We start from the raw sequence: 21,510 nt of genomic DNA on the forward strand, positions 1-21,510 counted from the left end.
GCACGGCTATACTTCCCCTCCGCGCCGGAATGGCGGAATCGGTAGACGCAGCGGACTCAAAATCCGCCGCCCTTAAAAGCGTGTGGGTTCGAGTCCCACTTCCGGCACCACCCCATGTAGGCCCCTATAAATCAGTGCATTACGGCTGATTTTAGGCGCGACCTTAGGGGAGACATTAGAGGACTTCGGCACCGTTGTGGACGGCGCAGCCGGGGGAGCCTATGGCACCCTTCGCGTCACACCCGACGCCGCCGCTGGCGCAACAACAAGCGCGATCTTTGATTGAGCCTCGGGCGTTGTCCGGGGCTTCGTCGTTTCTGGGCCAACTGCGTCTGAGTGTCCGCTTTCGGCCAAAAGCGGACAAGCGCTCAGCGATGGGACTCTTTGCCGACGACTTGATACACCGGCCCGCCCAGGGGTCTTTGCGCCTTAAGTAGCAACACCCTGTCTCCTTCCGAAAGGGGCCCACCGGAAACGACATGGGCAAGGACAAGGGTGCCGTCCGCCAAGCGAACTGCAGCCTCCTCGCGTGTCCCGCCCTGAATCTTCGCGACCGAAATGCTTCCGGTGGACTCGACGACGCCTACCAGCCGCCGCGGCTCCGAGCCAGACCAACGAAAAAGCAGGAACACGCCGACAATCAGAACCGCGGCCAGTATGCCAACGGCGATGCGGGATCTCGGCTCCTCGACGTCTGCAAACCTGTCAGTCATGGGTGTCAGCGCTTGGATGAAATCGGGTGAGAGCGGTCATCGCCGATGTCCGCTTTCGGCCAGAAGCGGACATTTCCGACTTGATTCACAGTCACGACAGCGCGTTACTTCTTAGCGGCGCACATCAGCAAAGCTTGGACGTTCTCCCAAGTACGCACAAACGCTTGAGCCTCATCAGAGGGACTATTGTCGTCCGAGGAATACCAAGACGACGTAAGAACGTCATCTCCCTGTCGAACAATCAGCCGCTTGGATGGGCCATCAAAGGCGATGGCCCGACCTTGGTCGACCGTCATAGGTAACGTACTCAAGAGTTGCCGCGAAGCTTCAACCGCTCGCTCTGAATCGATCTTCGAGAGCTTGCACCGCGTCTCCACCCAGAGATAAGGCTTCTTAGAGACGTCGTAGCGCTCCTCGACGATCTTGCCGTTTGCTTCAAGTCGCAAAGACCAAGTCTCCAACGCTGGCCCCACGATCTGATGATCTAATTCAACCAGAGCTTTCCGGTCACTCGCGCTGACGCCGAGCGAGCATGCGAGTCCTGCCAGGGAAAGCACGAAAACACGGCAAAGGTTCATTTCGGCTTGTCGATATTGGGAGCGAGGCCAATGATGAACGACCGGCCCCGCATGAGCCAATGTCCTCTTTGGGTCGAAAGCGAACTTTGGCCAGGCCGGTCCGATCGCCTGTAGTACGAAGTCACCTCGGGTCCGCCTGCACCCGCGGCGCAAGTCATTCCCGTCCGAGAGGTTGCCATGACTAAAGTTGTCCGCGACGCCCGCTCCGCGCCCGCCGTCCTCTCCATCCCCGAGCCAACGCACTTCCAACTGGTGCAGATCGCCTACTTCATCCGCCTGATGGCGCACCTGACCGAAAGCGGCACGCCCGCCAGCGTGCAGAACGCACGCCTGGCACCTGATGCCATCGGTTGGTGCTTCGCCAATCTGTCGAAGGAGATGGATGCGGTGATGAGTACGATCCAGTTCGCTTCTTCCGCGCCGACAGACAATACCGTGGACCGCGCTGCCAGTCGCCCGAAGCAGCAACGCGCTTGCGCAAATTGAATGCGATGCGGCCGTCGGCAACGGCGACCATCGGGCGCCGTTGCCTTCGCGTCTCGCGCTAAGCGGCATCGTCTTCAGGCGGCGACGAGTCCTTTGCGCGCACCCATCGCTTGGCACCGGCGCTCGCAAGTCCTGCGACGATCGCGAGGCACCAAATGAATGCCGAATCAGACACCAGCAGTTTGAGGGGAAATGAGGCGATCACGATCGCCGTTCCCACGACAAGCGCCTGAAGTAGCTCTTTCATGGTGTGTCACCCATTCGAAGAGCTCCGAGAGGCCCAGCGCCCGCTCGGAACCGGAAATTCAGAGCGCAAATGCAGCGTGGTTGAGGCTGCCGAATGCGTCCCCGACCCAACCGTTCCAGTTGTTTGCAAAGTACGCCCCGCCGATGCATCCAAGCGCCCCACCCCACGCACCGCCCAAGCTGACGCCGATTGCCCCACCAAATGCGCAGCCGATCGTTTCCCCGGAGACTCCCGCGCCTCCATGCACTTGGGACACCTCGATAGCTTTCAGCTCCCTCATCATTTTCTCCTGAGAAGTCGTAATCGAGACCGGCGAACGCACCACTGTCCGGTTATGGCAGCAACAGAGCAAGGAAGCCACAAGCGGCCTTGGACGTGCGTATGGAAGGGTCCAAGCGTTTCGAGCGAAGTGGCGCTCAAGGCTGCATGCATCTTCCGCGTACGCACTGCGATGACGCCTCTATCCGAATGACAACGTGATCGCCCGTGTATCCGCGCGCCTGGTGCTTCAAGGCGGCGACGCTCCCCGCCCCTTCACCTGCTTCTGCTTCCCAAGCTGCATGAGCTTCTGAGGCCCGCCTCGCCCGCAATCGGGCACGGACTTCCCACTCGCCGCGTCGATGCCGTTGAGGCACGCGACGACCATCCAGCTTGCGTTCTTGCCCTTGTGCAACGCCGCAGTGTGGATGCCGCCCTGGACCTTCGGCAACGACATCGTCTTGTTCACTTCCAGCGGCGGCGATGCACCGATCGGTGGCGGCGGGCGCTTGACGCACCAGTCTTCGGATTTGTACCAGCAGCTCATCGTTTGTGCGTGCTCGTTCGCGGCCAAGCACTCTGATTGACCGCCCGGGAGTTGCGGCGGAACGTGGCAATCGTCCTGTGTCGAGCAAGCCTCGTGCGGCCCACCGAAGTCCGTCATCAGACACGCGCCGCCATACCCTTCCGAGGGAATGCCGATGTGGTGCGCACCAACGTCGTACCCGGCGATCAACTTGAACGAGCCGGTGACGATGCCGGCTTGATCCACTACGTCGCCTGGTTCGACGACCAGGGATTTTGGGGGCTCTTGTCCCGAGGCCACGCAACCCAGCAACAGCGTCGCACCCAGCACGAAGCTACTCGCACGGTGGCGTGGACTCAGCAGCCCGATCGACGACGCTATGCGCGCGTGCATGGCAACGCCCTCCTCGCCGACAATTCGACAGAGAGAACGAACGCGGGGCATGTCTGCTTCCGGAAGACCGTTGGTCGGTACGCATGGTTCGAACGACGTGCACGACATTCGCTTTGTCTCCTTCCGGTAGCCGCCGGACAAGCGGCTGTCCGCCTCGGCGCAAGTGCGGCGTTGCAGCGTGTGTCATCCGGCACTCCGCCGGCAGGAGACACCCCATGCGCGTCCTCAAGCGCAACGACGACGACTCGTTCCGCGTCAAAGCCTACGCGGGCACCAACGGTGTGTTGCTGGCGTTCGACATCACGAAGAAGCCCGCGAAGGATTTCCTCGGCTTCGCCATCCAGAAGAAGGAAACCGGTGGCGATTGGCAGTGGATGTTCAACGGACTGACGTTCCCGGGCCGCGCGCATACCCGGCCCGAGTGGAGGGCGACGGAGTCGAACCTGGCGCCGATCCAGAAGTTCCGTTGGGCCGATTACTCCATCGAGCCCGGCACGACGTGCACGTATCGCGTGCACCCGGTGCACGGCAGTCCGGATTTCATCGAACTGCACGATCCGCTGAGCGTGAAGCTCACCACCGACGACGGGCACCCGAAGAATCATCGGGTGATCTTCAACCGCGCGGTCGCAGCGAGCCAGGGCTTCGAGAATCGCTTCAAGGAATGGAACAAGGAACTGACCAAGAAGAAGTCGATCCCGATCGAAGATTGGCCCGAGGAGCCGCGCAACTGGCTGCAGCATGGGTTGCTGGATCGGATCCTGGCGTTCATCGCGCGCGCCAAGGATGAGACGTGGGCGCTCGACGTGGCGATCTACGAGTACGAGCTCAAGGCCATCGTCGATGCGGTGAAGCAGGCGCACCAGCGCGGCGTCAACGTGCGCGTGATCTATCACGCCAAGGCCAACGACGAGCAGACCGAACAGAACGAGAAGAGCCTCAAGGGCTTGCCGAAGGCGTGCAAGCGGGGGCGGATCACGTCGAAGATCTTCCACAACAAGTTCATCGTGCTGAGCAAGCTGTCCGCGTCGTCGGGGGCGCGCAAGCCGAAGGCGGTACTGTGCGGCAGCACCAACTTCACCGAGAACGGCGTCTATCGGCAGGCCAATGTCGTGCACGTGGCCGAGGACACGGAGGCGGCATCGAAGTACCTCGGGTTGTTCGAGCAGGTCTGGAGCAGCCCGGCGGATGTGCCGGCGGCACGGAAGTGGATTTCGGAAAACAACCTGATCGACGAGGACGCCGCGCTCTATTGCGGCTTCTCACCGCGCAAGGGCGGCGCCGACCTGGCGGAGTTCGTGCGCACGATCAACGGCGCGCAGACGGACTTGCTGTTCGCCACCGCGTTCAAGCTGCCGGAGAGCATCCTCGACGCGCTGCTCGGCGGCGACAACGACCCCATCCTGCGCTACGGCTTGCAGAACACCGCCAGCCGCATCACCGGCTACCACGCCGATCGCACGGCGGAATTCACCACGCCCGCCCTGCTCTCCAAGGGCCTCGAAGGCTGGGTGAAGGAAGGCCTGAAGGGGCAGCGCGGCAACTTGCTGGTGCACACCAAGGCCGTCGTCGTGGACTTCACCACCGACCACCCGGTGATCATCAGCGGCAGCCACAACCTCAGCAAACCCGCCAGCGAAAGCAACGACGAGAACTTCCTGATCATCCGCGGCGATACCGACCTGGCGGACCGCTACGGCATCGAGATCCTGCGCTTCTACGAGCACTACCGGTTTCGCTATTACGCGAAGCTGCTGAAGCTGAAAGAGGTGCGGCCGCTGGCCGAGGACAATAGCTGGGCGGATGCGTATTACAAGAAGGGCACGCTCAAGCACGCCAGCAGGTTGCGGTATGCGGGGCGCTAAGTTTCGCCGAAGTGTGCCTGGAACAATTGCAACTCACGCTCGATCAAAGCCTCGAGTTCCACCTCATCACCGCGAAACGTCATTTCGAAATCGGAGGTGAGCCGCGAAGTGACGGAAAGCTTCAACCGAGACGGCAGATTGGGCGCGTTGGCCACCACGCGAAAGATTCTGTTCGACGCCGGCCCGCCGGTGGCGGGCCCAAGGAAGAAGGACCAACCGTCGGGATTGGTCCGTCGTTCGGAAGTCAGCTGCGGGTAGCGGCGGGAAATGAACGCATGGACTGCATCAGGTGTCATTTCCCGATTCCTTCTGCTTGACCTTCCGTTACTTGCGAACCACGGGCACGACGAACACCAACGCCAACGCAACCGCGACCATCATCCCCACCATCCCAATCTGCGCGACCTGCCGCGACGGATTGGCGACCATCAGGAAGCCGAAATACGAAGCCGCGGCGACGGCGGCCACCACGACCGACCATTGCGAGATGCCCCAGTGCTTGCGGCACGACGGGCAGCGGTGTTCGAAGATGGGCCCGAGGAACAGCTTCTTGATCGGGCTGATGGTGCGTTCGTTGCAGTGCGGGCAATTGAGCATGGCGATCCCTTTCTCCCTTATTCCAGAACCGAGCGGCTGGTGCTGACGACCTTGCCGGTGGATTTGTCGATCACGAACGCACCCCAGGCCTTGCCTGGTACGTCGAAGCCGGCGTCGATCAGGTAGCGCTTCCCTGCCTCCGCGTTGAACACGACTTCCACGGGTTTCTCGGCGATCAGCGACGTTGCGGCGTCGACGCGCACGCCGCCGGTCAGGCGGATGGCGTGTTCGCCCGGCGTCAGGACGTATTCCTTGAAGAGGCCGATGCCACGGCGTTTGCCGTCGACGTGCGAGATGACGAAGTGGCTCGCCTCGGGGTGCTCGTGTTCCAGCACCGCGACCTCCGCCGGCGGAAGCGACTTGGTGCCGGCCCCCGTGTAAGCGCCACCGCCGCAACCTGCGAGCAGCGCCAGCACGGATGCGAGCGCCATGAGCCGAAGTTTCATTGATTCATTCCCCGGGCGCCGTCCCCATGCGGGCCCGCCGGGAAGCATAACGCCACGGAAGGACAAGCGGCTGATGAACCCCGTCGCGACGCCGTGACAAGGCACGCACCGCGCCATCCGCATACTGTGCGCTGCCCTGCCCCAGATTCGCCCCATGACCCCCGACACCAACCTGCGCTTCCTCGACGCCCCCGGCGAGGTCGCAGCCCTCATGCGCTCCCACGATTGGTCCGGTTCGCCGCTGGGGGCGCCGGAGTCTTGGCCGCAGTCGCTCCGCAGCGTGGTGAGCCTGATGCTGCGGTCGAAGTTCCCGATGTTCGTCGCCTGGGGGCCGTCGATGGGCTTCCTCTACAACGATCCGTACGTCGAGGTCCTCGGGGCGAAGCATCCGTTCGCGCTGGGGTTGCCGTTCGAGGAGATCTGGTCGGAGATCTGGGAGGACGTCGGCCCGTTGGCGCGTCGTGCGTTGGCCGGTGAGGCGACTTACATGGAGAACCTGCCGCTGCTCATGCGGCGCAAGGGCTACGACGAGCCGACCTGGTTCACTTTCTCCTATTCGCCGGTCACCGATGAACAGGGCGACATCGCCGGCATGTATTGCGCGTGCACGGAGACTACGGCGGGCGTGATCGCCGAGCGCACGCGCATTGCGCAGATGCAGCGGCTGATTTCGTTGTTCGAACAGGCGCCGGGCTTCGTGGCGGTCACGCTGGGGCGCGAGCATATCTACGAGATCGCGAATCCCGCCTACCTGGAGTTCGTCGGGCGGCAGCACATCGTCGGGCTGTCGGTGCGCGCCGCGCTGCCGGAGCTCGACCAGAAGTTCATCGACATTCTCACGCAGGTGTACGACACGGGCGTGCCGTACATCGGCAATCGCATCCCCGTCGGCCTGGTGCGCGGGAACGATGGCGAAATGACCGACCGTATTGTCGACTTCGTGTTCCAGCCGATCGTCGACGATCACGGCCGCGTCGATGGCATCTTCATCCAGGGCACCGACATCACCAACCAGGCCACGGCCGAACGCCTGGTGGAAACCGAGCGCCTGCGCCTGGAAGCGGTCATCGACTCCCTCCCCTCCGGCGTCGCGCTCGCCAACAACGAGGGCGACATCATTCGCGTGAACGCCGCCAATCGCGAGATCTGGGGCATGCATCCGACGTCTGGCGATGTCGCCGCATATGGCGAGCGCCAGGGCTGGTGGGCGGAGGATTCGACGCGTCGCGGCCAACAAGTGGCACCCGACGATTGGGCGCTGTCGCGCGCCTTGCGTGGGGAAGTCGTGCGCGGCGACATCGTCGAGATCCAACCGTTCGACGATCACCCCCGGCGCACGTTGCTGCTGCAGGCCACGCCGGTGCGTCTGGCCGATGGCGAACTCGCAGGCGCCGTTGTTGCGCAGACCGACATCAGCGACCGAGTGCGCGCCGAAGCCGATCTGCGTGCGAGCGAGGCGCGCTTCCGTTCCATCACCGACGCGATGCCGCAGATGGTGTGGTCGGCGTTGCCCGACGGGTTCAACGATTACTACAACCGCCAGTGGTACGAGTTCACCGGGCTGATCCCGGGCGAAGGCGAAGGCCAGCGTTGGGCGGAAGTCGTGCATCCGGACGACCGCGTGCGTGCATGGGCGCGCTGGGGCCGCAGCCTGGACTCCGGCGAGGATTACGAAATCCAGATGCGCCTGCACCACCACTCCGGCGACTTCCGCTGGGTGCTGGTGCGCGCCGTGCCCGTGCGCGGCGACGATGGCGGCATCTTGCGCTGGCTCGGCACGGCGACGGACATCCACGAACACCGGATCGCGCAGGATGCATTGGAGCGCAGCGAACGCGCGTTGCGCGACGCGGACCAGCGCAAGGACGAATTCCTCGCGATGCTCGCGCACGAATTGCGCAATCCGCTCGCGCCGATCAGCACTGCGTCGCAGTTGCTCAAGCTCTCGTCCGATCCGGTGCGCATCCGCGCGGCCGGCGATGTGATCGGGCGGCAGGTGCGGCACATGACGGAGTTGGTCGACGATTTGCTCGACGTCTCGCGCGTCACGCGCGGCCTCGTGCATCTCGATCTGGAAACCGTCGACTTCAAGGCGATCGTCATCAGCGCGATCGAACAGGTCCGACCGCTCATCGATGCGCGCGGCCACGCTCTCCGCACGCGATTGCCCGCGCGCGCCCTCTGGGTGCACGGCGACCGTACGCGCCTCACACAGATCCTCGCGAACTTGTTGAACAACGCCGCGAAGTACACGCCCGAGGGCGGCGAGATCCACCTCGACGCGGAAAGCGACGACGGCCACGTGCGCGTGCGCATCCGCGATAACGGGCAAGGCATCGAACCGGCGCTGCTGCCGCGCATCTTCGACCTGTTCACGCAGGCCGACCGCTCGCCGGATCGCACGCAGGGCGGGCTCGGCATCGGATTGGCGTTGGTGCGCAGCCTGGTCGCGCTGCACGGCGGCACGATCACTGCCGACAGCCATGGCCGCGACCAGGGCGCGGTTTTCACCATCTGCCTGCCGCGCGTGGAGGCCCCGCCTGTCGCCGAGGACACGCACGCGCATCGCATCGACGGGGCCGGCGCCACGCTCGATGTCGTGGTCGTCGACGACAACGTCGATGCCGCGCAAACGTTGCAGGTACTGCTGGAAGCACTCGGCCATCGCGCGCGCGTGTTCCATCGCGCCGGGGATGCGTTGAACGCCATCATCGAATCACCGCCGCAGGTCGCGTTCCTCGATATCGGGCTGCCCGACATCACCGGCCACGAACTCGCACGCGAGATCCGCCAGCGCCTCGGCGCGCGCGCGGGCGTGCTCGCGGCGTTGTCGGGTTACGGGCAACCGCAGGACCACGCGGCCTCGCGGGAAGCAGGGCTCGACTTCCATCTCGTCAAGCCGTGGCGATGTTGATGGAAGTGTTGGCGCGGGCGGGTTCGCCGGGCGGTTGATCAACCGCCGCGCGGCAACACCGTCAGCACGCGCTTCACGAACTGCGCGTACTCGGACAGGTAGTTGCGCAGGAATTCCGCGGTGTCGTCGTTGCTGACGACGCCTTCGTCGTCGATCAGGCCGGGCTTGAACTGGATGTACGCCTCCACGGTGTTCATCAGCGGCGAGTTGCAGAAGCACAGCACGCCGCGCAGTTGCTGCTGCGCCACCGCGGTGCCGATGGCGCCGGGCGAGGTGCCGATCAGGCCCGATGGCTTGCGCGCGAAGGAGTTCTGCCCCCACGGGCGGCTCGCCCAGTCGATCGCGTTCTTCAATGCGCCCGGGATCGACCGGTTGTATTCGGGCGTGACGAACAGGATGGCGTCGACGTCGGCGATGGATTGCTTGAACTTGCGCGCGACCTCGGGGTAGTCCGCGTCGTAGTCGTAGCTGTAGAGCGGCAGGTCGCCGATGGGGATCTCGCGCATCTCGAGTTCGGGCGGCGCGAGTTTCACGAGCGCCTTCGCCAGCTTGCGGTTGATCGAGGCCTTCGCGAGGCTACCGATGAGGTAGCCGACGGTGTACGTGGTGGTCATCTGCGCCTCCGGATTCTGCGAAGGCGCAGTGATGCACGATGCGCGGTTACCGGAACGTCATGGCGCCTGTGCTCAGAGCCCCGCCACGGCGCGGTCGATGGTGGCGATGTCGATCTTGCGCATGTCCATCATCACTGCGAACGCACGCTGCGCTTTCTCGCCGCCTTCGTGCATCAGGTCGGTCAGGCGGCGCGGCGTGATCTGCCACGACAGGCCGAACCGGTCCTTGCACCAGCCGCACGCACTCTCCTGGCCGCCGTTGTCCACGATCGCGTTCCAGTAGCGGTCGGTCTCCGCCTGGTCGTCGGTGGCGACCTGGAAACTCACCGCTTCGTCGAACTTGAACTGCGGCCCGCCGTTCAACAGCAGGAACGGCATCTTGAAGATCGTCAGTTCGACGATCAGCACGTCGCCCTGCTTGCCGTCCGGATAGTCGCCCGGCGCCCGGCCGATGCTGATGATCTTCGAGTCGGGGAACGTGTCGGCGTAGAACCGCGCGGCTTCTTCGCCGTTCTTGTCGAACCACAGGCACGGCTGGATCTTGGGGGCAGTCATGCGACCTCCTGCGTGGGCGGAACGTCGGACCGTACTCCGCGCGGCGGCGCCGGGGGTCAAAAATGCGTTAGGCCGGGCACGCGATTGGCCCCTTCGGCGCCGGATTCGGAAGGGACTTGTACGATGCGCTCCCCACGCGCAGCATGCGTCGATCCGATCCGAGGAGCACGTCCATGCAGTATTCCGGTAGCTGCCAATGCGGCCAGGTGGCCTTCGATGTCGAGGGCGAGATCGACAGCGGCCTGGCGTGCAATTGCTCGATGTGCGGCAAGCGCGGATCGCTGTTGTGGTTCGTGCCGCGCGAGAAGCTGGTGTTGAAGACACCGGAAGCGGACATGGCCACCTACACGTTCAACAAGCACCACATCCAGCATCGGTTCTGCGACAAGTGCGGGATCCATGTGTTCGGCGAGGCGAACGATCCGAAGGGGAATCCGGTGGCCGCGGTGAATCTGCGCGTGCTGGACGGCGTCGATCTTTCGACGATTCCGGTGCACAACTACGATGGGCGTGCGCTCTAGCGCGTGCGGATCCGCTCGATCAGCGATTGCAGTTCCGCATCGGGTGCGTCCTCGTGGCCGAGGAACCACTTCCACAGTCGGTCGTCTTCGCTGTCCAGCAGGCGCAGGAACGTTGCGCGGTCCGCCGTTCCCGATTGCCGCCACGACGTATCGAGCCAGCGTTCCAGCAATTGATCCAGCTCGCGCATGCCGCGGCGGCAGCGCCATTTGAGCTTGCGGATTTCGACGTCGTCGTTCACCAGGCGATCCCGGCCGCGAGGTAACCCCACCAGGCGAACAGCACGGCCGCGCCCGCGGCGTAGAGCGCGAAGCGATGCATCACGCGGTTGTACGTGCAATGCACGGCGCTGTGCGCGATGCGCAGCACGACGAAGGCCCAGGCGAGGATGAGCGAGACGTGGTCCGCGCGGCCGATCGTCACCGCCACGAACACGGCCGCGTAGAACAACACCGGGAGTTCGAACAGGTTGCGGAAGTTGTCCGCCGCGCGCGTGTCGCTGAGCAGGCGCGCCATCTCTGCCGACGTGGCGACGGCCTGCGCGTCGATGCGCCCGCGCCGGATCTCGGACAGGCGCAGCCAGTACATGCGGAGGAACACGACGACCGTCAGGCCGACGAGGGCGAACGCGGGCTTGAGGATCTCCGCGTCCACCATGGCGATCAGCCGCGACGCGCCAGCATCAGCTTCTTGATCTCGCCGATGGCCTTGGCGGGATTCAGGCCCTTCGGGCAGGTCCGCGCGCAGTTCATGATCGTGTGGCAGCGGTAGAGCTTGAACGGGTCTTCGAGGTCGTCCAGGCGCGCGCCGGTGTCTTCATCACGCGAGTCGATGATCCAGCGGTAGGCCTGCAACAGGATCGCCGGGCCGAGGTAACGGTCGCCGTTCCACCAGTAGCTCGGGCAGCTCGTCGAGCAGCACGCGCACAGGATGCATTCGTAGAGGCCGTCGAGCAGCGCGCGGTCTTCCTTCGACTGCAGGCGTTCGCGGTCCGGCGCCGGCGTCTGCGTGCGCAGCCACGGTTTGATCGACGCGTACTGCGCGTAGAAGTGCGTGAGGTCCGGCACCAGGTCCTTCACCACCGCCATGTGCGGCAGCGGGTAGATCGGCACTTCGGCCTTCGTGCAGTCGGAGATCGCGCGGGTGCACGCCAGCGTGTTGGTGCCGTCGATGTTCATCGCGCACGACCCGCAGATGCCTTCGCGGCACGAACGGCGGAACGTCAGCGTCGGGTCGATCTCGTTCTTGATCTTGATCAGCGCGTCGAGAACCATCGGGCCGCAGGTGGCGAGGTCGACGTCGTACGTGTCGACGCTCGGGTTCTTGCCGTCGTCCGGGTTCCAGCGATAGACCTTGAAGGTGCGCACGTTCTTCGCGCCGCTGGGCGCGGGAAAGTGGCGGCCCTTGCCGATCTTGGAATTCTTCGGGAGCGTGAATTCAGCCATGGTGTCTCGTTCCCTCGATCAGTAGACGCGCGGCTTCGGCGGCACGACTTCGACGTCGTCGCTGAGCGTGTACATGTGCACCGGGCGGTAGTCGATGCGCGTGGCGCCCGCATCGTCCACCCAGCACACGGTGTGCTTGTGCCAGTTGGCGTCGTCGCGTTCCGGGAAGTCCTCGCGCGCGTGGGCGCCGCGGGATTCGGTGCGGTTCTCGGCCGAGACGATGGTGGTCAGCGCCTGGCCGAGCAGGTTCTGCAGTTCCAGCGTTTCGACCAGGTCGGAGTTCCACACCAGCGAACGGTCGCTGACGCGCACGTCGGCGAACGAGGCGTGGATGTCGCGCACCTTCGCCACGCCTTCGGCCAGCGTTTGGCCGGTGCGGAACACCGCGGCGTCGGCCTGCATGGCGCGCTGCATGTTGTTGCGGATTTCCGCCGTCGGCAGCGAGCCGTTGGCGTGGCGCAGCTTGTCGAAGTTGGCGAGCGATGCATCGCACGCGCCGGCCTTCAGGTCCTTGTGCGGCGAGCCGGACTTGATGGTTTCGGCGCAGCGGTTCGCCACCGCGCGGCCGAAGACGACCAGGTCGAGCAGCGAGTTGGAGCCCAGGCGGTTCGCGCCGTGCACCGACACGCAGGCGGCTTCGCCGATGGCGTACAGGCCCTGCACCACCGCGTCGGGGTTGCCGTCGCGCAGCTGCACGACTTCGCCGTGGTAGTTGGTCGGGATGCCGCCCATGTTGTAGTGGACGGTGGGAATGACCGGGATCGGTTCCTTCTCGACGTCCACGCCCGCGAAGATCTTCGCGCTCTCGGCGATGCCGGGGAGTTTTTCGTGGATGTCCTTCGGGTCGAGGTGCGTGAGGTCGAGGTGGATGTGGTCCTTGTGCTCGCCCACGCCGCGGCCTTCGCGGATTTCGATGGTCATCGAACGCGAGACGACGTCGCGCGAAGCGAGGTCCTTCGCATTCGGCGCGTAACGCTCCATGAAGCGCTCGCCGTTGCTGTTGCGCAGGATGCCGCCTTCGCCGCGCACGCCCTCGGTGATCAGGCAGCCCGCGCCGTAGATGCCGGTCGGGTGGAACTGCACGAACTCCATGTCCTGCATGCCCAGGCCCGCGCGCAGCGCCATGCCGCCGCCGTCGCCCGTGCAGGTGTGCGCCGAAGTTGCCGAGAAGTACGCGCGGCCGTAGCCGCCGGTGGCGAGCACGGTGCCGTGCGCGCGGAACAGGTGCAGCGTGCCTTCGGCCATGTCGAGCGCGAGTACGCCGCGGCAGGCGCCCTCCTCGTCCATGATCAGGTCGAGGGCGAAGTACTCGATGAAGAACTGCGCCTTGTGCGCCAGCGACTGCTGGTACAGCGTGTGCAGGATCGCGTGGCCGGTGCGGTCGGCCGCGGCGCACGTGCGCTGCGCGATGCCCTTGCCGTAGTGCGTGGTCATGCCGCCGAACGGACGCTGGTAGATGCGCCCGTCTTCGGTGCGCGAGAACGGCACGCCCTGGTGTTCGAGTTCGATGATCGCGGGGATGGCCTCGCGGCACATGTATTCGATCGCGTCCTGGTCACCCAGCCAGTCCGACCCCTTGATGGTGTCGTAGAAGTGGAAGCGCCAGTCGTCTTCGCCCATGTTGCCGAGCGCGGCGGAGATACCGCCCTGCGCCGCGACGGTGTGCGAACGCGTCGGGAAGACCTTCGTCAGGCACGCCGTCTTCAGGCCCTTCTGCGCAAGGCCGAAGGTGGCGCGCAGGCCGGCGCCGCCGGCGCCGACGACGATCATGTCGTACTTGTGTTCCTGGATCTTGTAAGCGGTCATGGGCTCAGGCCATCAGCGCGATGCGGACGATCGCGAACAGCGACGCGATCGCGCCGAGGGTGCACAGGAAAAGATTCAGCAGTTGGAGCGTGACTTCCCAACCGCGCGTGTGGACGTAGTCTTCGATGATCACCTGGATGCCGAGCTTGGCGTGCCAGAACATCGCGACGAGGAACGCGCCCATCAGGATCGCGTTCCAGGGACGGTGCAGCACATCGATGGCGTTTTGGTACGTGCCGCCCACCATCGACAGCACCACCCACAACAACCACGGCACCAGCAGCGCCAACGCGACCGCGGTGACGCGCTGCACCCAGAAGTGGCTGGTGCCGGTCTTGCCGGAACCCAGGCCGCGGGCGCGCGCGAGCGGCGTACGAAGATCGGTCATGGCTCAGGCCCTCCCCATCGCGAAGAACCAGAGCGCGGCGGTGAACACGACGGTCAGCACGATCACGGTCCAACCGGTCTTGTAGACCGACGGAATGTCGTAGCCGCGGCCGATGTCCCACAACAGGTGCCGCAGGCCGTTGAGCAAGTGGTACATCAGGCACAGCGAGAAGGCGAAGGCGAAGAACAGCCCCACCGGCGAGCCCACGCACGCCATCGCATGCGCGCCCTGCTCCGGGCCCAATGCCAGCATCACCAGGAACCAGGTCAACGCGAAGGCGCCGACGGTCAACCCCACCCCGGTGGCGCGGTGGATGATCGACAGCGTCATCGTGATCTGCCAGCGATACACCTGCAGGTGCGGTGACAGGGGGCGTTGCGTCGCCATCGGCTCGTCCTTCCTTACGTGATCGTCAGCGGCGCGGCATCAGAAATCGATGCAGCGGCCGTTCTTTTCCCAGTCGCCGTAGCGGACCGGATCCGGACCCTTGCGACCGCCGATCTCGACGGGACGCGTGGGTGCGGGTGTGTCGTCGGCCGGGACAACCTGCGTGCCTTCGTGCGGCGTCGCTGCACCATCGGGCAGCGTTCCGGCGTCGGTGGCGGGTTCGGATTGACCTATGATTCGCGGCGTCACAACCCCCGAAGTTTAAGTCCGCACCGGATGTCCCACAACCTCGCACCCCCGACCGCCCAGGCTTTCGCCCTCCCCGGCCACCGCGTGATCGCCCTCGAAGGGCGCGACGCCATCGCATTCGCGCAATCGCAATGCATGAACGACGTGGAGGCCGTGCCCGCCGGGCGCTGGCACTGGAGCGGGTGGCTGACCCCGAAAGGCCGTGTCATTGCGTTGTTCGCGCTGGCGCGCGTGGCGCCGGACATGGTTTGGCTCATCGTGCCCGACGCCGACGCGTCCACGCTGGCGACGCAACTGCAGCGCTTCGTCCTGCGCCGTCAGTTGCAGGTGACCGTGCGCGACGACCTTCACGCCAGCGGCGTGTTCGACGCGCCGCCCAGGGCCCAGGGCGCGAGCTTCGCGGGCACGCCGGCGGACGGGATCGAATTCGACTTCGGCGGATTCGGGCTCAAGCGCACGTTGCGCATCTCGTCCTCGGACGATGCGCCCCGCGACGAAGCCTCGGAAATGCGCTGGCGCGCGGCCGACCTGCGGCTGGGGTTCCCGCGATTGCCGCCCTCGCAGGTCGAACAGTGGACGCCGCAGATGCTCTCGCTCGATCGCCTGCATGCCTTCAGCGTCAAGAAAGGCTGTTATCCCGGCCAGGAGATCGTCGCGCGCACGCACTTCCTCGGGCAGGTCAAGCGCGGGCTGACGTTGTTCGAATGCGCGCAGGAACCTGAAGTCGGCGCCAACGTCGAGGTCGGCGTGGCCTCGCTGGGGCAGATCGTCAGCACCGCGCGGAACGCGGAGGGCTGGGTGGCGCTCGCCGTGTTGCCGGTCGAGCGCCCGGATGCGCCGATCGTGTCGAACGGCATCCCGCTGCGCGAGCGTGCGTTGCTCGCGGGCTTGTCGCGCTGATTATTGCGCGGCGAGCCGGCCGGCCGCCGCGACGATGTCCTCGTCCGACGGGATCACCAGGAACGCGGCGCCCGCGAGCGGCGTGAACGTATCGGCGCCGACCACGCGCTGGAACGGACGCGCACCGTAACCGCCCTCGACGATCGCGGTGACGATGCCCTCGCCCACGCCAGCGCTGCGGCGGCCTTCGTCGACGATGATCATGCGCTTGGCGTTCTTCGCCTGCGCGCGGATGAAGGCCTCGTTGAGCGGCACCAGCCAGCGCAGGTCGACGACGCGCGTCTTCCAACCGTGCTGGGCCTCGATCTTCTTCGCCGCGCGCAGCGACATCGGCACGCCGTTGCCGAAGGTGAAGATCACCAGGTCGTCGCCATCGCCATAGACGCGGCCTTCGCCGAGTTCCATCGCCTCGGTGGGCGCCGGGTAGTCCGTCAGCCAACCGCCGTCGCCGGCTTCGTGCAGGTCCTTCGCCATGTACAGCGCGATGGGTTCGAGGAACGCGCACACGCGGCCGTCGACCTGCGCGAGCGCGGCCATCGTACGCAGCATCGTCGCGGCGTCGTCGCCGCGCGACGGGCAACCGACGACGAGCCCCGGGATGTCGCGCAACGCGGTGATCGAGTTGTCGTTGTGGAAGTGGCCGCCGAACCCGCGCTGGTAACCGAGCGAGGCAATGCGCATCACCATCGGATTGCGGTACTGGCCGTTGCTGAAGAACTGCAGGCTCGCCGCTTCGCCGCGGATCTGGTCGCACGCGTTGTGGAAGTACGCCAGGTACTGGATTTCCGGGAACGGCAACATCCCCATGTTCGCGTAACCCTGCGCCAGGCCCAGGATGATCGTTTCATCGAGCAGCGTGTTGAACACGCGCTTGCCGGAGAACGCCTTCTGCAGGCCCTTGGTCACCGTGTACACGCCGCCCTTCTGCGCGACGTCCTCGCCGAACAGCAGCGCCTGCGGATACTTCGCGAACAGGTCGTGCAGCGCGTTGTTGATCTGGATCGCGAGGTGGCGCGGCGGTTGCTTCTCCGGCAACTTCGCGTCGCCGCCGAAGGCTTGCTCGCGGCGCGCGGCGTCCGGTGCGCGGGCGGCTTCGGCGCGCACGGCGTCGGGCGTGTACGGCGCGAGCGGCTTCATGACGTCGTCGAGTTCCGTCAGGCGCGGGCGACTGTCGGCATCCTCGGCGGCGGCGAAGCACTTCTTGCGGGTGGCTTCGTACAGCGCGATCACTTCGTCCTTCGACATCAGGCCCGATTCGAGCGCGATCGCGGCCGAGCGCAGCAGCGGATCGGTGGCTTCCACCGCGCACAGTTCCTCGATCGAACGCCATTCGATCTCGAAGTCCGTACCCGCGTGGCCCATGATGCGCGTGGTGCGCAGGTGCAGGAAGGTCGGGCGGCGCGTGCGTCGGCAGTGTTCGACCGCGGCCTGCACCTGGCCGTAGCCTTCGGCGAGGTCGAGGCCGTCGGCGTAGAAATAATCCAGGTCCGCGCGGTCCTTGAAGTTGCGCGCGACCCACCCGGTCGGCGTCTTCACCGAAATGCCGATGCCGTTGTCTTCGCACACGTACAGCACGGGCGCGGGGAGCTTCTGGTACGCGGTCCACGCGGCGGCGTTGAACGCCGTCTGCGCGGTCGCATGGTTGCTCGATGCATCGCCGAAGGAGCAGACCACGATGCTGTCGTTGGGAATCGGCAGATCGTGGCCGATGCGCGGGCCCTGCTCGATCGCCAACGCGGTGCCCAACGCCTTCGGCAGGTGCGAGGCGATGGTCGAGGTCTGCGGCAGAACCCATAACGGCTTGCTGCCCCACACCTTGTGGCGGCCGCCGCTGGCCGGATCGTCCTTGCTGGCCGCGAAGGACAGCGCCGAATCCATGATCGGGTCCATGCCCGGCAGCTTGCGGAAGCGCTCGGCCATGAAACCGCCCGAGCGGTAATGCAGGAAGGCAGGATCGGTATGGCGCGTCAGGCGCGCGACCATCGCGTTGCCTTCGTGGCCGCTCGAACCGATGGTGTAGAAGACCTTGTTCTGCACGCGCAGCACGCGCGCCATCAGGTCCAGGTGCCGCGAAATCAGCTGCGATTCGAACAGCTCGCGGAAGCCCTTCGCATCGAGCGCGCTGCCATCGAGGATCGCTTCGTGCGGCGCGGGCGCGACATCACGCTGCCCGTTCCAATCGCGCACGAACTCCTGGAAATTGACGTCGCAGATCTCGGCGCGGTTGAGGCCCTTCATGCGGGCGGGAATCGGCTTGGCGGCGTTCATTGCGGGAAAGCTCCGGGGGATGCGGTCAGGCGCTGCGCGCGATCAGCGCGGCGGCCTCGGGATCGGGGTCGGGCAAGGCGACGAAGCCCGGCGTCGCGCGCACGCGCGCCCGCCAAGCGTTGATCGCGGGATACGCGTCGAGCGACACGCCGCCGTGACCGGCGACATCCGTGTACGCGAACAACGCGATGTCGGCGATGCCGTAATGCGCGCCGGTGAACCATGCGTGTTCGGCGAGGTGGCGTTCCATCACTTTCAACGCGTCGTGTGCGCGTTCGCGCAGGCGCGGCAGTTCGGCACGGCGTGGCGAATCGGCCGGCGTCCATCCGCAGATGAAGCGCGCGACGGCGACATACGGTTCGTGGCTGTATTGCTCGAAGAACATCCAGCGCAGTGCCTGCGCGCGGTCCCATGCATCGGCCGGCAGGTACGGCGTGCCGTCGGCGAGCCAGCACAGCATCGCGTTGGATTCGGTCAGCACCGCGCCGTCTTCGCGCACGAGCACGGGCACGCGGCCGTTGGAATTGAGCGCGAGGAACTCGGGCGTGCGCGTGGCGCCGATGTCGCTGCGCGTTTCCACCCAGCGGTACGGGCGGCCGAGTTGCTCGAGCAGCAAGCGCACCTTGTGGCAGTTGCCCGAGGGCGAGAAGCCGTGGACGGTGAGCGTTTCCATCAGCGTTTGCGCGCGCGCCATTCGTCGCGCGTCTGGCCCCAGATATCGATGACGACATCCTCGAACGGCGCCGGCAACTTGCCGCGCCCCTTGTTGTGCGAGCCCAGGCGCTGCGCGAGTTGCTGCGAGCCGAGGTTGTCCAGGTCGATCGAGTGGATCACTTCGGTCCAGCCGAGTTCCTCGAAGGCCCAGTCGATGGCCGCTTCCGCGGCTTCGAACGCGTAGCCCTTGCCCCACGCGGCGCGGCGCAACGCCCAGCCCACTTCGGTGCCGGGCCAGCCTTCGGGATACCAGGGGCCGATGTTGCCGACCCACTGGTTCGTGGATTTCTCGATCACCGCGAACATGCCGAAGCCCTGCACCAGCCACGCGCCGGGCATCTGCAGGAACTTGCGCCAGGCGGCGGCGCGCGGCGAGGTGCCGCCGATGTAGCGGCATGCTTCTTCGTCGCGCTGCAACTCCGCGAAATACTCGAAGTCTTCCGCGCGTTGCACGCGCAGCAGCAGGCGATCGGTCTCGATGCGGGTGTCCAGGCGCGACACGGGCGTCAGAACGCGTTGATGCCCGTGAGTTCGCGGCCGATCACCAGCTGGTGCACGGTCTCCGTGCCTTCGTAGGTGATGACCGACTCGAGGTTGAGCGCGTGGCGGATGGCCGCGTGTTCGGTGGTGATGCCCGCGCCGCCGAGCAGGTCGCGGCATTCGCGCGCGATGTCGATGGCCATGCGGCAGTTGTTCCACTTGGCGAGCGACACCTGCGCCGGCTGCATCTTGCCCGCGTCCTTCAGGCGGCCGAGTTGCACCACGAGCATCTGCGCGAGCGTGATGCGGCGGGCCATCTCGGCCATCTTGATCTGCGCGCTCTGCGTGGCCGCAACGGGGCGGTCGAACAGGATGCGTTCCTTGGTGTAGTGCAGCACTTCGTCGAGGCAGGCAATGGCCGCGCCGATCGGGCCCCACGTGATGCCGTAGCGCGCCTGCGTCAGGCAGCCGAGCGGGCCCTTGAGGCCCTTGACGTTCGGCAGGCGGCTGGAATCGGGCACGCGCACGTTGTCGAAGAACAGCGCGCTGGTGACCGAGGCGCGCAGCGACATCTTGTGCTTGATCTCCTGCGCCGCGAAACCGGCCATGCCCTTTTCGACGATGAAGCCCTGGATGCCTTCGTCGGTCTGCGCCCACACGATGGCGATGTCGGCGAGGTTGCCGTTGGTGATCCACATCTTCGAGCCGTTGAGGACCCAGTCGTCGCCATCGCGGCGCGCGTTGGTCTTCATGTTGGCCGGGTCGGAACCGCCGTGCGGTTCGGTCAGGCCGAAGCAGCCGATGACCTTGCCCGCGGCCATGTCGGGCAGCCAGCGCGCGCGCTGTTCTTCCGAGCCGTAGGCGTAGATCGGGTACATGCACAGCGAGGACTGCACGCTGACGAAGCTGCGGATGCCGCTGTCGCCGCGTTCGAGTTCCTGGCAGATCAGGCCGTAGCTGACGGCGTTGAGGCCGGCGCAGCCGTACTTTTCGGGCAGCGAGGAACCGAGCAGGCCGAGTTCGGCGATCTCGCCGACCAGCTCGCGCGGGAAGCGGCCCTGGTCGAAGGCATCGCCGATGATCGGGATGACGCGCTCGTCGGTGAAGCGCGCGACGGTGTCCTGGACGGCGCGCTCCTCTTCGCTCAGGAGGGAACGGACGTCGTACAGATCGTAGGGATGCAGGGCCATTGGGGGGGCTTGGACGGCGACGGAAGCCCGGCATTGTAGGTAAAAAAAACGGGGCCGGATCGCTCCGGCCCCGCGTGGTAACGGTTTCCCGCTGATTCTTTTAGCCGTTGTCGTCGCTGCCGGTCGCCGAAGCGACCTGCGTGACGACCTGGCCGTCGATCACCGGCAGGCGCTGGCCCGGCTTGTCGTCCATGCGCACGGTGCGTTCCTGGCCGTCGTAGCGGTAGGTCACGTCATAGCCGACCGTCTTGGACTCGCTGCCCAGCGGGATCCGGCTGCCCGGCTTCTCGCCCGTGCGCATCGTGCCCGTGGTGCCGTCCGGATTGCGGTAGGTGACGTTCCAGGCGACGGTCCTCGACGACTGCGACGTCGAGGTCTCCGTGTGGCACTGGCGCTCGGTCTTGTCCACGACCTTGCCGCCCACGTGGCGCTTGTCGATCTCGCGGCCGGCGAAGCCACCGGCCACCGCGCCGGCGACGGTCGCGGCCTTCTTGCCGTTGCCGCTGCCGACCTGGTTGCCCAGCAGGCCGCCGATCACCGCACCGGCGACCGTGCCGCCGACGTTGCCGTCGCGTTCCGGCGCGCGTTCCTGCACGACGACGTCCTGGCACACCTCGCGGGGCGTGGACGTGGTGCTGGTTTCCTTGATCGGCTCGGTGCCGATGACCTGCGCGTACAGCTTTTCCGACGTCTTGATCGGCTTGACGTTGACCACGTCGGCGTATTCGACCTTGCCGCTGGCCGGGACGCCGGTGTCGTCGAGCGCCTGGTCCGCGCCGGCGGCGGCCGGATCGGCGGCGAGCGACGGCGACGGCTGCACGTCGGCGACGACGGGCGCCTTGTCGCGATTGTTCATGAAGGCGGCAGTGGCGACGCCGCCAACGAGCAGCGCGGCGATGGCGATGGCGATCGTGTTGTTCTTCAACATGGCTTGGGCCTCCTTCGGCCTTTGGTGCTTGCTGCCAGTGCACA

General features: G+C 65.8%; 25 protein-coding genes, 1 tRNA gene and 1 pseudogene. 6 read left to right on the forward strand and 21 right to left on the reverse strand.

The window, feature by feature from the left end; genetic code table 11:
• The first annotated feature begins 23 nt into the window (after positions 1 to 23).
• Positions 24 to 110 (forward strand) — tRNA-Leu (locus tag LF41_RS01235).
• Between the two features lie 258 nt (positions 111 to 368).
• Here the strand turns inward: LF41_RS01235 and LF41_RS01240 are convergent.
• Entirely contained in the window at positions 369 to 713 is a 345-nt protein-coding gene (locus tag LF41_RS01240; RefSeq protein WP_036164657.1) for a hypothetical protein, read from the reverse strand.
• A 104-nt stretch (positions 714 to 817) separates the two neighbouring features.
• On the reverse strand, positions 818 to 1,291 hold the full coding sequence (locus LF41_RS01245) for a hypothetical protein (RefSeq protein WP_036164660.1): 474 nt from the start codon (positions 1,289 to 1,291) through the stop codon (positions 818 to 820).
• 177 nt (positions 1,292 to 1,468) lie between these two features.
• Between LF41_RS01245 and LF41_RS01250 the strand changes: the two genes are divergently transcribed.
• Entirely contained in the window at positions 1,469 to 1,777 is a 309-nt protein-coding gene (locus LF41_RS01250; protein ID WP_036164663.1) for an XAC0095 family protein, read from the forward strand.
• A gap of 58 nt (positions 1,778 to 1,835) precedes the next feature.
• Here the strand turns inward: LF41_RS01250 and LF41_RS01255 are convergent, their stop codons facing one another.
• Positions 1,836 to 2,024, reverse strand: a complete 189-nt coding sequence (locus tag LF41_RS01255; RefSeq protein WP_036164666.1) for a hypothetical protein — start codon at positions 2,022 to 2,024, stop codon at positions 1,836 to 1,838.
• 508 nt (positions 2,025 to 2,532) lie between these two features.
• The gene (locus tag LF41_RS01260; RefSeq protein ID WP_152599823.1) at positions 2,533 to 3,252 is read right to left on the reverse strand and encodes a hypothetical protein; all 720 of its coding nucleotides are present in this window, start codon (positions 3,250 to 3,252) and stop codon (positions 2,533 to 2,535) included.
• A 164-nt stretch (positions 3,253 to 3,416) separates the two neighbouring features.
• On the opposite strand from LF41_RS01260, the gene LF41_RS01265 reads away from it, so the two are divergent.
• Positions 3,417 to 5,066, forward strand: coding sequence for a phospholipase D-like domain-containing protein (locus LF41_RS01265; RefSeq protein WP_036164671.1), 1,650 nt, complete (start codon positions 3,417 to 3,419; stop codon positions 5,064 to 5,066).
• On the opposite strand, the gene LF41_RS01270 is transcribed toward LF41_RS01265, so the two are convergent.
• From LF41_RS01270 to LF41_RS01280, 3 genes are read right to left on the reverse strand one after another with little or no spacing between them, the layout of a single operon-like run.
• Entirely contained in the window at positions 5,063 to 5,362 is a 300-nt protein-coding gene (locus tag LF41_RS01270) for a hypothetical protein (RefSeq protein ID WP_036164675.1), read from the reverse strand. The genes LF41_RS01265 and LF41_RS01270 overlap by 4 nt on opposite strands.
• Before the next feature lie 28 nt (positions 5,363 to 5,390).
• Positions 5,391 to 5,663: a hypothetical protein gene (locus LF41_RS01275; protein WP_036164678.1), complete on the reverse strand. Its 273-nt coding sequence runs from the start codon at positions 5,661 to 5,663 to the stop codon at positions 5,391 to 5,393.
• Between the two features lie 17 nt (positions 5,664 to 5,680).
• Positions 5,681 to 6,109, reverse strand: coding sequence for a hypothetical protein (locus LF41_RS01280; RefSeq protein ID WP_152599824.1), 429 nt, complete (start codon positions 6,107 to 6,109; stop codon positions 5,681 to 5,683).
• A gap of 154 nt (positions 6,110 to 6,263) precedes the next feature.
• On the opposite strand from LF41_RS01280, the gene LF41_RS15910 reads away from it, so the two are divergent.
• Positions 6,264 to 9,023 (forward strand): hybrid sensor histidine kinase/response regulator, encoded by a 2,760-nt coding sequence (locus tag LF41_RS15910; protein WP_052116019.1) that lies wholly within the window; start codon positions 6,264 to 6,266, stop codon positions 9,021 to 9,023.
• Positions 9,024 to 9,061: 38 nt separating this feature from the next.
• On the opposite strand, the gene LF41_RS01290 is transcribed toward LF41_RS15910, so the two are convergent.
• Both LF41_RS01290 and LF41_RS01295 read right to left on the reverse strand, forming a co-directional pair.
• Positions 9,062 to 9,637: an NADPH-dependent FMN reductase gene (locus LF41_RS01290; protein ID WP_036164685.1), complete on the reverse strand. Its 576-nt coding sequence runs from the start codon at positions 9,635 to 9,637 to the stop codon at positions 9,062 to 9,064.
• Between the two features lie 72 nt (positions 9,638 to 9,709).
• A complete protein-coding gene (locus tag LF41_RS01295) occupies positions 9,710 to 10,192 on the reverse strand; it encodes a VOC family protein (RefSeq protein WP_036164688.1) in 483 nt (160 codons plus the stop codon).
• Between the two features lie 173 nt (positions 10,193 to 10,365).
• On the opposite strand from LF41_RS01295, the gene LF41_RS01300 reads away from it, so the two are divergent.
• Positions 10,366 to 10,713: a GFA family protein gene (locus LF41_RS01300; protein ID WP_036164691.1), complete on the forward strand. Its 348-nt coding sequence runs from the start codon at positions 10,366 to 10,368 to the stop codon at positions 10,711 to 10,713.
• On the opposite strand, the gene LF41_RS01305 is transcribed toward LF41_RS01300, so the two are convergent.
• The 7 genes and pseudogenes from LF41_RS01305 to LF41_RS17315 all read right to left on the reverse strand — a co-directional run.
• Positions 10,710 to 10,952 (reverse strand): FAD assembly factor SdhE, encoded by a 243-nt coding sequence (locus LF41_RS01305; protein ID WP_036164694.1) that lies wholly within the window; start codon positions 10,950 to 10,952, stop codon positions 10,710 to 10,712. The genes LF41_RS01300 and LF41_RS01305 overlap by 4 nt on opposite strands.
• Positions 10,949 to 11,368 carry an MAPEG family protein gene (locus LF41_RS01310; RefSeq protein ID WP_036164697.1) on the reverse strand — a complete coding sequence of 140 codons (420 nt, stop codon included), beginning with the start codon at positions 11,366 to 11,368 and terminating at the stop codon, positions 10,949 to 10,951. Before LF41_RS01310 ends, LF41_RS01305 begins: the two co-directional genes overlap by 4 nt.
• Positions 11,369 to 11,373: 5 nt before the next feature.
• A complete protein-coding gene (locus LF41_RS01315; protein ID WP_036164700.1) occupies positions 11,374 to 12,156 on the reverse strand; it encodes a succinate dehydrogenase iron-sulfur subunit in 783 nt (260 codons plus the stop codon).
• A gap of 18 nt (positions 12,157 to 12,174) precedes the next feature.
• Positions 12,175 to 13,962: a succinate dehydrogenase flavoprotein subunit gene (gene sdhA, locus LF41_RS01320; RefSeq protein ID WP_036164702.1), complete on the reverse strand. Its 1,788-nt coding sequence runs from the start codon at positions 13,960 to 13,962 to the stop codon at positions 12,175 to 12,177.
• Positions 13,963 to 13,966: 4 nt separating this feature from the next.
• The gene (sdhD, locus tag LF41_RS01325; RefSeq protein WP_036164706.1) at positions 13,967 to 14,350 is read right to left on the reverse strand and encodes a succinate dehydrogenase, hydrophobic membrane anchor protein; all 384 of its coding nucleotides are present in this window, start codon (positions 14,348 to 14,350) and stop codon (positions 13,967 to 13,969) included.
• A 3-nt stretch (positions 14,351 to 14,353) separates the two neighbouring features.
• Positions 14,354 to 14,737, reverse strand: coding sequence for a succinate dehydrogenase, cytochrome b556 subunit (gene sdhC / locus LF41_RS01330; protein ID WP_036164709.1), 384 nt, complete (start codon positions 14,735 to 14,737; stop codon positions 14,354 to 14,356).
• 39 nt (positions 14,738 to 14,776) lie between these two features.
• Positions 14,777 to 14,860: pseudogene (locus LF41_RS17315) on the reverse strand (DUF1674 domain-containing protein); the annotation flags it as partial.
• Positions 14,861 to 15,013: 153 nt separating this feature from the next.
• Between LF41_RS17315 and ygfZ the strand changes: the two are divergent.
• Positions 15,014 to 15,886, forward strand: coding sequence for a CAF17-like 4Fe-4S cluster assembly/insertion protein YgfZ (ygfZ, locus tag LF41_RS01340; RefSeq protein WP_036164715.1), 873 nt, complete (start codon positions 15,014 to 15,016; stop codon positions 15,884 to 15,886).
• On the opposite strand, the gene LF41_RS01345 is transcribed toward ygfZ, so the two are convergent.
• From LF41_RS01345 to LF41_RS01365, 5 genes are all read right to left on the reverse strand, one after another.
• Positions 15,887 to 18,154 carry a thiamine pyrophosphate-dependent enzyme gene (locus tag LF41_RS01345; protein WP_036164718.1) on the reverse strand — a complete coding sequence of 756 codons (2,268 nt, stop codon included), beginning with the start codon at positions 18,152 to 18,154 and terminating at the stop codon, positions 15,887 to 15,889.
• Positions 18,155 to 18,179: 25 nt separating this feature from the next.
• Complete coding sequence (locus LF41_RS01350; protein WP_036164721.1) at positions 18,180 to 18,848, reverse strand: glutathione S-transferase family protein; 669 nt, start codon at positions 18,846 to 18,848, stop codon at positions 18,180 to 18,182.
• Positions 18,827 to 19,369: a GNAT family N-acetyltransferase gene (locus LF41_RS01355; protein WP_036164724.1), complete on the reverse strand. Its 543-nt coding sequence runs from the start codon at positions 19,367 to 19,369 to the stop codon at positions 18,827 to 18,829. The genes LF41_RS01350 and LF41_RS01355 overlap by 22 nt, the downstream gene beginning before the upstream one ends.
• Before the next feature lie 5 nt (positions 19,370 to 19,374).
• Positions 19,375 to 20,538 carry an acyl-CoA dehydrogenase family protein gene (locus LF41_RS01360; protein ID WP_036164727.1) on the reverse strand — a complete coding sequence of 388 codons (1,164 nt, stop codon included), beginning with the start codon at positions 20,536 to 20,538 and terminating at the stop codon, positions 19,375 to 19,377.
• Positions 20,539 to 20,638: 100 nt separating this feature from the next.
• Complete coding sequence (locus LF41_RS01365) at positions 20,639 to 21,466, reverse strand: glycine zipper 2TM domain-containing protein (protein ID WP_152599825.1); 828 nt, start codon at positions 21,464 to 21,466, stop codon at positions 20,639 to 20,641.
• Positions 21,467 to 21,510 lie beyond the last annotated feature (44 nt).

Source organism: Lysobacter dokdonensis DS-58 (assembly GCF_000770795.1).
GTDB lineage: Bacteria > Pseudomonadota > Gammaproteobacteria > Xanthomonadales > Xanthomonadaceae > Noviluteimonas > Noviluteimonas dokdonensis.